The sequence below is a fragment of the Bengtsoniella intestinalis genome (genome assembly GCF_039719005.1).
In the GTDB taxonomy this organism is placed as follows: domain Bacteria; phylum Bacillota; class Clostridia; order Oscillospirales; family Oscillospiraceae; genus Oscillibacter; species Oscillibacter intestinalis.
In genome coordinates this window covers 3318204-3331771 of sequence record NZ_CP133584.1, presented here as the reverse complement: position 1 = coordinate 3331771, position 13568 = coordinate 3318204, and the positions used below count along the sequence as shown (strand labels likewise).

At 51.1% G+C, this 13568-nt stretch carries 8 protein-coding genes; all 8 read left to right on the top strand.

Translation table 11 applies throughout. The features are described 5' to 3' along the window. Positions 1-62 precede the first annotated feature (62 nt). The 8 genes from glnA (at position 63) to RFF05_RS15855 (ending at position 13567) form a co-directional block, all read left to right on the top strand. Complete coding sequence (gene glnA / locus RFF05_RS15890; RefSeq protein WP_409968001.1) at positions 63-1394, top strand: type I glutamate--ammonia ligase; 1332 nt, start codon at positions 63-65, stop codon at positions 1392-1394. Positions 1395-1431: 37 nt separating this feature from the next. Further along, positions 1432-1962 (top strand): ANTAR domain-containing response regulator, encoded by a 531-nt coding sequence (locus tag RFF05_RS15885; protein ID WP_409968000.1) that lies wholly within the window; start codon positions 1432-1434, stop codon positions 1960-1962. 149 nt (positions 1963-2111) lie between these two features. Then, entirely contained in the window at positions 2112-6653 is a 4542-nt protein-coding gene (gltB, locus tag RFF05_RS15880) for a glutamate synthase large subunit (RefSeq protein WP_409967999.1), read from the top strand. A 2-nt stretch (positions 6654-6655) separates the two neighbouring features. Then, complete coding sequence (locus RFF05_RS15875) at positions 6656-8044, top strand: glutamate synthase subunit beta (protein WP_409967998.1); 1389 nt, start codon at positions 6656-6658, stop codon at positions 8042-8044. A gap of 456 nt (positions 8045-8500) precedes the next feature. Further along, a complete protein-coding gene (locus tag RFF05_RS15870) occupies positions 8501-10291 on the top strand; it encodes a sulfatase (protein ID WP_409967997.1) in 1791 nt (596 codons plus the stop codon). 188 nt (positions 10292-10479) lie between these two features. Further along, a complete protein-coding gene (locus tag RFF05_RS15865; RefSeq protein WP_409967996.1) occupies positions 10480-11517 on the top strand; it encodes a tripartite tricarboxylate transporter substrate binding protein in 1038 nt (345 codons plus the stop codon). A gap of 63 nt (positions 11518-11580) precedes the next feature. Next, positions 11581-12060 carry a tripartite tricarboxylate transporter TctB family protein gene (locus tag RFF05_RS15860; RefSeq protein WP_409967995.1) on the top strand — a complete coding sequence of 160 codons (480 nt, stop codon included), beginning with the start codon at positions 11581-11583 and terminating at the stop codon, positions 12058-12060. A gap of 13 nt (positions 12061-12073) precedes the next feature. Beyond that, positions 12074-13567 carry a tripartite tricarboxylate transporter permease gene (locus tag RFF05_RS15855; protein WP_409967994.1) on the top strand — a complete coding sequence of 498 codons (1494 nt, stop codon included), beginning with the start codon at positions 12074-12076 and terminating at the stop codon, positions 13565-13567. Position 13568: the final 1 nt, after the last annotated feature.

Genomic DNA, 13568 nt, shown 5'->3' with positions numbered 1-13568 from the left:
ACTTCACTTTAAAGAAAGAAAGCACTTTTTCCAAACGGTCTACATTGAAAGGAGGCTCCCTTATGGTAGCGCTCACCAAAGAAGATATTATCCGTCTGGTAGACGAAGAAGGCGTACAATTTATCCGTATGCAATTCACCGACATTTTCGGTCAAATGAAAAATGTGGCCATCACAGCCGACCAACTGGGCAAGGCACTGCGTGGCGAGATTATGATTGACGGCAGCTCCATTGAAGGCTTTGTCCGTATCGAAGAATCTGACCAATATTTGCACCCCGATTTATCCACCTTCGCCATTTTGCCATGGCGGCCTCAATATGGTCGTGTGGCACGTCTGATTTGCGACGTGTATAATCCCGACGGGCTCCCCTTTGTGGGCGACCCACGTCAGGTACTCAAAACCCAACTCAAACGAGCCAGCGACATGGGTTTCACCTTCTACGCTGGGCCTGAATGTGAATTCTTCCTGTTCCAAACCGACGACCACGGCAAACCCACCAACCAAACCACCGACAACGCTGGTTATTTTGATTTGGGTCCTCTTGACCAAGGGGAATCTACCCGCCGTGAAATCTGCTTAAACCTAGAGGAGATGGGCTTTGAAATTGAAGCCTCTCACCATGAAGTGGCCAAGGGGCAACACGAAATCGATTTCAAGTATGCCGAAGCCCTCACCGCCGCCGACAATATTATGACCTTTAAGCTGGCAGTGAAAACCATTGCCCAGATGAACGGCCTCCACGCCACCTTTATGCCCAAGCCTGTGGCTGGAGAAGCTGGCTCTGGGATGCACGTGAATATGTCACTATTCCATGACGGTAAAAACGCATTCTACGATGAATCTGACCCCATGGGTATTTCCCAACTGGCGCGCCACTTCATTGCCGGTTTGCTGGCTCATGTCCAAGGTTTTACCGCCATCACCAACCCACTGGTCAACTCCTACAAACGGCTTGTCCCCGGCTATGAAGCCCCTTGTTATTTGGCATGGTCGGCTGGCAACCGTTCCGCCTTGGTGCGCATCCCCACACCTCGTGGCAATGCCACCCGTGTGGAACTGCGCAGTCCTGACCCTGCTTGCAACCCATACCTCACTTTGGCCGTATGTTTGGCGGCAGGGCTAGACGGCATCGAACAACAACTCTCCCTCCCAGAAGAAATCAATGAAAATGTCTATTCCTTCACCCCCCAACAACTCAAAGACCGCCACATCGACAAACTGCCTGCCACTTTAGATGGCGCACTCACCGCCTTAACCCAAGACCAAGTGGTGCAAGATGCCTTGGGCACCCACATCACCGAGCAATACATCGCTGGCAAGCGCCGCGAATGGGAAGCCTATCGTTCCCAAGTGTCTCAATGGGAACTGGATCAATACCTCGTTAGTTTCTAATGCCTACACCCCTCTATTTTAGGGAAGGAGGACACCTATGAATCGGATTGTTGTGGCATTCACCACACCAGAAGCCCAACTAAAAATGAGCAAACTGTTAGAATCTGGCGGCAGCCGTGTGGCAGGCCAATTCGCCACGGGAGCAGAAGTCATTCGCGCCATACGCAAACAAGGCAGTGGCATTGTAATCTGTGGCTTCAAGCTCAAAGACATGACCGCCAACGACTTGGCACAACGCTTGCTTGGCTCCGCTGTGGTGCTGTGTGTGTCTGCTCCGCTGAATCTAACCTATTGCCAAGGAGAAAATATTTTCCGCCTACCCACACCGGTGGTGCGTGGAGATTTCCATGCCAGTGTGAATATATTGCACCAGCTAGAATCCCAAACCCTCCGCCATGCCACCCCACGCCGTGGGGATGCTGACAAGCAAACCATCTCCAGCGCCAAAGAGCGATTGATGGAATCCTTAGGCATGAGTGAAGAAGAAGCCCACCGCTACTTACAAAAAACCAGCATGGATGCAGGCCGTCCCCTTGTGGAGACAGCCAAGTCAGTGCTGAGCGCATAATATAAAGTAAAAAGTAATAGTGAATAAGTAATAGGTGTTGTGTCTGCGACGCATTTTATTGATTCACGTTCATCCCATTGTAGGGGAGGGGTTCTACCCCTCCCGACCCAATCGCAATACCCCTTATCCCAAAACAAAAGGAGAATCCTATGGAACCTTATCAACAACCTTACACAGGGCTATACCACCCGTCCTTCGAGCATGACGCTTGTGGGATTGGTGCTGTGGTGCAAGTAGATGGCACCCAAACCTATCAAACGGTAGACGATGCCCTGAAAATTGTAGAAAAGCTAGAACACCGCGCTGGTAAAGATGCCGCTGGTGAAACGGGCGACGGCGTGGGCTTAATGCTCCAAGTGCCCCATGATTTGATGGTACAAGCCGCCGCAGAAAACGGTATCACCCTAGGCGAAAAGCGCTCTTACGGCGTAGGGATGTTCTTCTTCCCCCAAAACGATTTGAAGCGCGCCCAAGCCATGAAAATGCTAGAGATTATCGTCTCCAAAGAAGGCATGCGCTTTATGGGTTGGCGAAAAGTGCCCATCTGTCCTGAGGTTTTGGGGCGCAAAGCACTGGAACAAATGCCCTGTATTTACCAATGTTTTGTTCGCCGTCCTATAGACTGCGAAAGCGACTTGGCCTTTGACCGCAAGCTCTATATCGCCCGTCGCGTCTTTGAGCAATCCAATGCCAACACCTACATTCCTTCTTTCTCCTGCCGTACCATCGTCTACAAGGGGATGTTCTTGGTGGAACAATTGCGCTCTTTCTATGCCGATTTGCAAAACCCCAACTGTAAGTCTGCCATGGCTATGGTTCACTCCCGTTTCTCCACCAACACCAACCCCAGTTGGGAACGGGCCCACCCCAACCGCTACATCCTCCACAACGGTGAAATCAACACCATCCGCGGCAATGTTGACCGTATGATGGCACGGGAAGAAACCATGACCTCCGCTGTCATGGACGAAGATTTCGATAAGATTTTACCTGTGGTTGACCAAAATGGCTCTGACTCGTCCATGCTGGACAACACCTTGGAATTTTTGACCATGAACGGCATTCCCCTGCCCCAAGCTGTCATGATGACCATCCCCGAACCATGGGTAAACCAACGGAAATTCTCTCGTACCAAGCGAGATTTCTACCATTATTACGCCACCATGATGGAACCATGGGACGGCCCTGCCGCCATTGTGTTCTGCGACGGTGACACCATGGGCGCTGTCCTCGACCGCAACGGTTTGCGCCCCTGCCGTTGGTATCTCACCAGCGACAACACCTTGATTTTATCTTCTGAAGTGGGTGTTCTAGACTTAGACCCCAGCAAAATTGTAAAAAAATCCCGTCTTCAACCAGGGAAAATGCTGATGGTAGACACCGTGGCAGGCCAACTGGTGGATGACGATGCCTTGAAGCGCCAATACGCCAGCAAGCAACCTTACGGCGAATGGCTGGATGCCCATTTGGTGCATTTGAAAAACCTGTCCATCCCCAACCTCCGTGTGGAATCCCACACACAAGCCCAGCGTGACCGTCTGTACAAGGCCTTCGGTTACACCTATGAAGAAATCAAAGACTCCATCCTGCCTATGGCGCGTGATGGTGGCGAACCCACCTCTGCCATGGGTGCTGACACCCCCTTGGCTGTCCTCAGCGAGCGTCACCACCCTCTGTTCAATTACTTCAAGCAACTCTTTGCTCAGGTGACCAATCCCCCCATCGACGCCATCCGCGAAGAAATCGTCACCGATACCACAGTGTATGTGGGTTCTTCTGGGAATCTCTTGCAAGAAAAGCCCCAAAACTGCGCTGTTTTGGAAATTCAAAACCCCATTTTAACCTCTGTGGACATGATGAAAATCCGCCACATGAACAAGCCCGGCTTCCGTGTGGAAACCGTATCTTTACTCTACTATAAATCCACACCCTTGGAATACGCTGTGGAAAAACTGTTTGTACTCTGTGATAGAGCCTATCGCAACGGTGCCAACATCGTCATTCTCTCTGACCGTGGCGTGGATGAAAACCACGTAGCCATCCCCTCTTTGCTGGCTGTGTCTGCCCTGCAACAATATTTGGTGCGCACCAAAAAGCGAACCGCTTTGTCCTTGATTTTGGAAAGTGCCGAACCCCGTGACATCCATCATTTTGCCACCTTGCTGGGCTATGGCGCACAAGCCATCAACCCCTATTTGGCACAAGAATGTGTGGAAGAAATGATTGCCGAAGGGATGCTAGACAAAGACCCCAATGCCGCCATCCACGATTATAACAGCGCCATTTTGCACGGCATTGTGAAAATCGCCTCCAAAATGGGCATCTCTACCATCCACTCTTACCAATCTGCTCAGATTTTTGAGTGCGTGGGCATCAATCGCTCTGTCATCGACAAGTATTTCACCAACACCATCAGCCGTGTAGGCGGTGTTGGCTTAACAGAAATTGGCGAAGGGGTGGAATGGAACCACAACCAAGCCTTCGACCCCTTGGGCTTGGGCTATGATACCACCCTCAACAGCGTGGGTGCCCAAGAACTCCGCTCTGGCGCTGATAAAGAAGACCATATGTACAACCCCAAAACCATTTTGATGTTGCAAAAAGCCACCCGTGAAGGGGATTACAGCCTCTTTAAGCAATACACCAAACTGGTTGACCGCCCCCACAAGCCCCACACCTTACGGGGTTTGCTGGAACTGAATATCGACCCCGAAAAATCCATCCCCTTAGACCAAGTGGAGTCTGTGGAGTCCATTGTCAAGCGGTTTAAAACAGGTGCCATGAGCTATGGCTCTCTCTCTGAAGAAGCCCATGCCTGCATGGCCATCGCCATGAACCGTTTGGGCGGTAAATCCAACTCTGGGGAAGGTGGCGAGTCTGAAGAACGCTTCTCTAGCGAAGCCTGCTCTGCCATCAAACAAGTGGCCTCTGGTCGTTTCGGTGTCACCAGCAAATATTTAAACAGTGCCGAGGAAATTCAAATTAAAATGGCACAAGGGGCCAAGCCCGGCGAAGGTGGTCACCTGCCCGGCAAGAAAGTCTATCCTTGGATTGCCAAAACCCGTTGCTCCACCCCTGGTGTGACGCTGATTTCTCCCCCTCCTCACCATGACATCTACTCCATCGAGGACTTGGCACAGCTGATTTACGACATGAAAACCGCCAACCGCAATGCCCGTATCAGCGTGAAGCTGGTGTCGGAAGCTGGGGTGGGTACCATTGCCGCTGGCGTTGCCAAAGCAGGTGCCCAAGTGGTGCTGATTTCTGGTTATGACGGTGGCACAGGTGCCGCCCCCCGTAGCTCCATCCACGGCGCTGGTCTGCCTTGGGAACTGGGTGTGGCAGAAGCCCACCAAACCCTCATTCAAAACGGACTACGAAACCAAGTCATCATCGAAGCCGATGGCAAGCTGATGACTGGTCGTGACGTGGCCTTCGCCTGTATGCTTGGCGCTGAAGAATTTGGCTTTGCCACCGCACCTTTGGTGGTAATGGGCTGTTTGATGATGCGTGTTTGTAATCTGGATACCTGTCCTGCTGGCATCGCTACCCAAAACCCACAACTGCGCAAGCGCTTTGCTGGTAAGCCTGAATACATTATGAACTTCATGAACTTCGTAGCCATGGAGTTGCGTGAGTGCATGGCCGCCGTGGGGGTGGCCACCATTGAAGAACTGGTGGGGCGTAGCGATTTGCTCAAAGTGCTAGACACCCCCATCACCCACCGCGCTGGCACTGTGGACTTCTCCTCCATTTTGTATCAACCCCAAAGCGACACCGTGCCTCACTTCCTGCCTGAAACAGCCTACGACTTCCAACTGGAAAACACCCTAGACATGAAGGTGCTCCTTGAAAAGTTGGGCAAGAGCTTGAAATCCAAGAAAACTGGCAAGCTAGACATTTCTGTCACCTCTACCGACCGTAGCTTCGGCACCATTTTCGGCTCGGAAATCACCCGTCAATGCGGTAATTCTTTGCCTGACGACAGCTATGTCATCACCTGCCATGGCGGTGGCGGTCAATCCTTTGGCGCCTTCATTCCAAATGGCTTGACTTTGGCGCTAGAAGGAGATTGTAACGACGGCATGGGCAAGGGCTTATCTGGCGGTAAACTGGTGCTCTACCCACCTAAAAATAGTCCCTTCGCCCCAGAAGATAACATCATTCTGGGCAACGTGGCTCTCTATGGTGCCACTGGCGGTAAGGCCTTTATCAACGGCATGGCTGGGGAACGATTCTGTGTCCGCAACTCTGGTGCAATAGCAGTTGTAGAAGGGGTTGGCGACCACGGCTGTGAATACATGACTGGCGGTCGTGTGGCCATTTTGGGGTCAACTGGCAAAAACTTTGCCGCTGGTATGTCTGGCGGTATCGCCTACGTGCTGGACGAAAACCACGATTTGTACACCCGTCTCAACAAAGAGCAAGTGGTCATCGACACCATCAGCGAAGCCCATGACATTCAAGAGCTCCGCGAAATGATTGAACAGCACGTAGCCACCACTGGCTCCCCCAAGGGCAAAGCCATTTTGGCCGCATTCCTGTCCTACATTCCCTATTTCAAAAAGATTATGCCTCGTGATTATGACCGTATGCTCCGCTCCATTGCCCAGCTCCAAGAGCGTGGCATGAGCCGTGAACAAGCGGAAATCGAAGCATTTTATGCCAACACCAAGGAAGGAGGTCACTAATCATGGGAAAAGCAACTGGATTTTTAGACTATACCCGTATGAACACCACCACCCGAGCCCCACTTGACCGCCTTTGCGATTGGGACGAATTCCACCTACCCCTACCCAAGGAACAACGCGCCCTCCAAGGCAGCCGTTGTATGAGCTGTGGCGTGCCCTTTTGTCAAACTGGCATGGAATGGGAGGGCAAAACCTTTGGCTGTCCCCTCCACAATCTCATTCCTGAATGGAACGATATGATTCATGCCCAAAACCCATCCCACGCATTGGCTCGCCTGCTGAAAACCAACAACTTCCCCGAATTCACAGGCCGCGTCTGTCCTGCTCTTTGTGAGCAAGCTTGTATCTGTGGTATGTACGGTGAGTCTGTCACCGTACGCGAAAACGAATTATCCATCATTGAAGATGCCTTCGCGAAGGGTTTGCGCCTGCGTTGCCCTCCCCACTATTCTGGCAAGCAAGTGGCTGTCATTGGCTCTGGCCCTGCTGGCCTTGCCGTGGCTGACCGATTGAACCATCGTGGTCACCACGTCACTGTCATTGAGCGTGATGCTGTGGCTGGCGGACTTTTGACCTATGGCATCCCCAACATGAAGCTGCCAAAGTCTGTTGTCAAGCGCCGCATTGACCATATGAACAAAGAAGGGGTGACCTTCGTCACCAACGCCAATGCCGCTGATCCTATTTTGGCCAAGCGACTGCTCAGTGACTATGATGCCGTGGTACTGTGCTGTGGGGCAGAAGAGCCTCGCACCCTAACTGTAGATACCACTGGTGTGGATGGATTCTACTATGGCACCCACTATCTAAAATCCGCCGTAGAACGTGCCCAATTTGGGCTAAATCCTGCCATTACCACTGCCCAAGGCAAGCAAGTGGTCATCATCGGCACTGGCGACACCGCCAGCGACTGTGTTGCCACCGCCCTGCGCCAAGGTGCCAAATCTGTCACCCAACTGGTGCGCCGCGGCAAAGGTGATTACACCGACTGCCAAGGCAACCTCCCCATGGACTACGCCCAAGAAGAAGCCCATGCGGCGCTGGGACAAGACCCACGACAATTTGGCGTGGAGGTGGCCTCTGTCGTCACCAATGACGCCGGCAAATTGACCGCTGTGGTCACCACCTTAGGCGATACCCTGCCTTGCGATTTGCTCATTGCCGCCACTGGTTTTAGCGGTTGTAAATCTGACGTCTGCGCCGCCTTTGGCGTGGATGCGGAGAGAACCGTCTCCACCCAACAAGATGGCTACGCCACCAATGTAGACGGTGTGTTCACCGCTGGCGATATGCGCCGCGGCGCCTCCCTTGTGGTGTGGGCCATTGCCGAAGGCCGTGCCGCCGCCGCTGAGGTAGATGAATATCTCATGGGTTACACCAATTTGCAATAACCTTCTATAGACACAAAAACGGGAGTATAAAAAGTGGCGAGCCACTTTTTATACTCCCGTTTAGCATCGCTTGCACGAGGTCAGCCCTGCACCCCCTTCCCTTTGGAACGGGCTTTTATACAGCGCTTTTTTTGTAGATTATGGTAGCGAAAAAAAACTGGTGAACTACCTGCGGTTTTTCATATCCTTGTCTCTCTAATCAGTGGCCAATGCGTCCCCGTATGCGCCGAACCATAGACCATATGATGCACCAGACTCTGCAGACCCCTCTCCCGTGCCGCAACGGCTGAAATTGGTAAAGTTGCCCAAGTTTGAACGTTATTTTTTTACAAATCGGCGAATCTTTTGGGATTGCATTTCTATGAGGTGTGTGCTATTCTTAGAAACAAGAGATAAGAGGACTTACAACTTGGCATTTGAAAAGCACTGATGCCAACCTAGAAAGGAAACCTTGCCATGAAAGCCATTATGCTGATGTTCGACTCCTTGAGCCGCAGAATGCTCCCTCCCTACACCGACATGGATATGATTACCCCCAATTTTCAGCGCCTCAGCGAAAAAGCAGTGACCTTTGACAACTTTTTTGTGGGTAGCTTGCCTTGTATGCCTGTGCGCCGCGAATTGCACACGGGGCGGTATAACTTTTTGCACCGCACTTGGGGCCCCATCGAACCCTTTGACGTGTCCATGCCAGAGCTGTTGAAAAAGAGCGGCGTGTACACCCATCTGGTCAGCGACCACATCCACTATTGGGATGATGGCGGTTCCACCTATCACAAGCGTTACAACACATGGGAATGCTGTCGTGGACAAGCGGCTGACTCATGGGTGGGCAAAGTAGCCGCCCCAGAGATTCCAGAGCACGTCCCCACCATGCGCGAATACACCCACCCCATCTGGTGGAAAGATTATTGGAACAATCACAATAAAATCGAAAAAGAAGGCTGTTATCCTCAAATCGCTACCTTTAATGGGGGTATGGAGTTCTTAGAAAATAACGCTGACCAAGACAATTGGTTCTTGCAAATCGAAACCTTTGACCCCCATGAGCCTTTTGATATGCCCGATGAATTCCGCCACCTGTACGAAAAAGACGGAGACTACACAGGCGACTTCTTTAACTCACCGTCCTATGGCGTGGTGATGGAAGATCAAGCCGTGGTTGACCACGGACAAGCCCTGTACAAGTCGCTGATTACCATGTGCGACCGCAGTTTGGGTCGTGTGCTAGACTTTATGGATGCCCATAATATGTGGGACGACACCATGCTGATTTTAAACGCTGACCATGGCTTGATGGTGGGTGAAAAAGACTGGTGGGCCAAGTCCGTCATGCCTTGCTACAATGAAATTTCCAACTTGCCATTTTACATCTGGGACCCACGAAACAAGGCCACTGGCCGCCGTCAATCTCTGGCGCAAACCATCGACATCCCCCCCACGTTGCTAGACTTCTTCGGTCTGCCCATCCCCACTGAAATGCAAGGCAAGCCCTTGACCCCTGTGGTGGAAAACGACACCCCCATCCGTGATGTAGGGCTGTTTGGTTACCATGGTTCCTTTATTAATATGGTGGATAACGATGGTCACGTGTATATGCGCGCTTCCCAAACCATTGAAAACAAGCCTTCCTTTGAGTATACCTTGATGCCCACCACCCGTTCTGGTCTCATGGGTGCCAAGCGATTGGCACAAGCGGAGTTGGTGGAACCCTTTGGCTTCACCAAGGGACTCAAAACGTTGAAAATCCCTGCCGAAACCAAAATGGGTGCCCCTATTTTCTGTAACTCCTTCCAATATGGACACCTGCTGTGGGACTTGAACACCGATTCAGACCAACTGTATCCTGTGGATGACCCTACCAAGGAAGCGGACATGATGAACAAGCTCCTCCAAGCCATGGAAGACAGCGATGCCCCTGCTGAGCAATACGTCCGTGTGGGTTTGGAACGTGGCAAAACCTACACCGCACAAGATGTGCAAGAGATGCGTACTGCACAAAATACAGTGGAAAAAGGACTGTTGTCTGGCGCCATCTGGGAACAAGAAGCCATCACTCTATTCATCGCCTTGGCAGGCATGATGTCCGACGATCAAATCCAAAGTGGCAAACAATTCCTGAAAACCCAGTCCAAAGACACAGGTGTCATCACCTGCCCCATGGTAGAGGCGTTAATCCATCAAAAATATGTGGCAAATCCACAACAGGCACGGTACTTTATCACCAAGTTAAAACGGACACTCTAATAAATTGCACAAAAATCTCCATTGTTTTTTGTGTATAAATTTTCCAATAACACATTGCATTCTTTCGTGCAATGTGTTATTCTTACCCCAAGAGATAAGAGGACTTATTACATGAGCACTTATCACAAGAGCACTTATCATTAAATTCAGGTGTTACAACACCACAAAAATTTTAGGAGGACTTAACTATGCGTAAATCTATTCTCGCAACACTATTGGCTGGCCTCATGCTGCTGAGCACTGGCTGTTCCAGCTCCACCACCACAACCACCGAAACCACCACAACCACCACAACCACTGAAACCACCGCAGCCGCTACCACCACAGAATCCACCACCGAAAGCGGTTGGACTCCCACCGAAGACATCACCTTTATTGTCCCTTACGAAGCTGGCGGTAACTCTGACATTCCTGCCCGCGTGATGGTGCAATACATGAATGAATACAGTGACGTGGAAATCTCCGTCACCAACATCACTGGTTCTAGCGGACGCACTGGCTTTATGGAAGGCATGGACGCTGATCCCGATGGCACCACCATCATGCTCCACTCTGCTGGTTTTATCATGCAATACGGTTTAGGCTTGGCTGACTTCACCTATGAAGATGCCGAACCCATCGGTTACCTCATCGACTCTACCATGGCAGTTGTGGTCTCCGCTGACTCCCCCTATGAAACCATGGATGATTTTATCGCCGCTGCCGCTGCCGCCCCTGGCGAAATTAAATTCGGCTCTGTTTCTGGCACCTTGCCTTTGTTTGGCGTGTTGCAAATTGAAGAAGAAACTGGGGTTGAATTCAATAAAGTTGACCTTTCCAGTAACTCCAAAGCCCCTGAACTGCTAAGTGGTCGTATCGATGGCTATATCGATGGCTTCGGTTCTTTGAAGCAATACATCGACAGTGGCGACTTCCGTTGCTTGGGCATCATCGGCTCTGAAAAGCAAGCAGGCTACGAAGACATCCCCACCTTTGAAGAACTAGGCTTTGAAAACTATGGCTACCTCAAGCAAGACTTCGGCGTGTGGGCCCCTGCTGGCACCCCCACTGAAGCCGTGGAATACATCAACAATCTGATTCAACTGGCCTCTGAAAACCCCGACTGTATTGCCGATTTGGCACAAATCAACTTCGCCCCCAAGTATGCCACCACAGAACAATACACCCAAGACATGGTGGACTACTATGCAGCCTTTGAAGAAGCAGCCTTGATGGTTCTCGAGTAATAGAACTTGCGCTGAGCGAACCATCCACGGTTCGCTCAGCCTTATAAATAAGAGGAGAAATTTATGGGAGAACTTATTTTTCTGGGCACTATCGCCATTTTAAGCATCGCAATGTTTTTCACATCCTTTAGCTTTCCCGTGAGCATCATCGACAAATCTGGCGGTGCAGGGCTGTTTCCACAACTGGTGATTCCCTTTTTGCTGATTTTACTGGTGGCACGCTGTGTGGTGATTCTAAAAGATAAGAAACAACGGGAAACGAAGTTTGTGTTCTTAGAAATATTCCAAGGCCGTCGCCTTGTGTTTTTCTTGCTGTTTTTGGTGTATTCTTTGACCATGACCACCCTTGGCTTTGTCATCGGCAGTAGCCTGTTTCTAGCCGTGGCAGTGCCCTTTTTGTATAAGCTACAAATGGGCACCATGATGAGCAAAGGTCGCGCCGTGTCTGTCATTGCCTGCCAAACCGTCTGCGTGGTGGCGATGTACTACATCTTCACCAATTACTTCAACGTGATTTTGCCAAGTGGCTTACTGAATTTTTAAGGAGGAATGAGAAATGGAATTAGCTGAAATTCTCCAAAGTGTGTTAGTCCCCTCTTGTTTACTACTTATTTTAATTGGTGTTGTCATCGGCAACGTGTTTGGCTGTATCCCCGGTTTGAATGGCCCCATTGCGGTGGCGCTGATTCTGCCTGTCACCTTCTCTCTGGACATCATCCCCTCTATGTGCTTGATTATGGGCATTTACATGGGCAGTGTCACGGGCGGCTTGGTGTCTGCCATTTTGCTGAAAATCCCCGGCACAGCCGCTTCGGTGGCCACTACGTTTGACGGCTATCCCATGACCTTACAAGGGCGTGCCACAGAAGCGTTGTCCATCGGCGCTTTCGCCTCTGTGTTTGGCGGTATTTTCAGTGCTATTTTCTTGATGCTATTGGCGCCCTTGCTGGCACAAATGGCAGTGGGCTTTGGCCCATGGGAATATTTTGGTACCGCATTGCTGTCGTTGTCTCTGGTGTGTAGCATGATGAGCGGCAAACGGCTCAAAGCCTTTATCGCCATGACCATCGGCGTCCTGTTGACCATGGTGGGCATGAGCCCTGTGGATGGGGTGGCCGCACGCTACACCTTGGGGATTTCCAGTTTGGAAAGTGGCTTTGAACTGGTGGTGGTGATCATCGGTATCTTTGCCTTGCCAGAAGTGTTGCACTCTCTGGGTGGTATTGCTGAAAAAGCTGTGCCCTCCAAAGTGGAAAAACGCTGGTTCTACGTACCCTCTCGCTCCTCCATCAAGAAAAACTTAGGCGTTATGCTCCAAGGCAGTGTCTTGGGCACCGCCATTGGTATTCTCCCTGGTATGGGCGGCGGTGCCGCAGGTTTGATTTCCTATGAACAAGCCAAGCGCACCTCCAAAACCCCAGAAAAATTCGGCACTGGCTTTGACGCAGGCCTCTATTCCTGTGAAAGCGCCAACAATGCCACCACGGGCGGTGCCTTGGTGCCCATGCTGGCACTGGGTGTCCCCGGTGACACCGTGACTGCCATCATCATGGGTGCCATTGCCCTGCAAGGCATCACCCCCGGCCCCTTGCTGTCGATGCAACAACCCGTGATTTTCAAAACCATTATTTTCATCGTGTTTGTGGCAAACATTTTTATGTTCCTGTTCCAAATCACAACCATTCGCTTTATGGCGAAAATTATTTCCATCCCAAAATACCTGCTCTTCCCCATTGTTTGCGTGTTCTGCGCCATCGGTGCCATCAGCATCAACAACAGCATTTTTGACTTGATGTATTTGATGTTCTTCGCCATCGTGGGCTATGTGCTGGAGAAAAACGGCTATCCCCTGTCTCCCTTTGTGCTGGCCTTTGTGCTGGGCAGCATCGTGGAGGAAAACCTGCGCCGCTCCATTATTTACTACAGTGACTTTGCTGGCTGTATGAGCCAAGTGTCCATCGGCACTTTGTTTGTGATTCTAGCTGTACTGGCACCCATTGTGCTCACCGCACTTGATATCCGCAAAGAAAAAAAGAAAGCAGGTGTCTGAG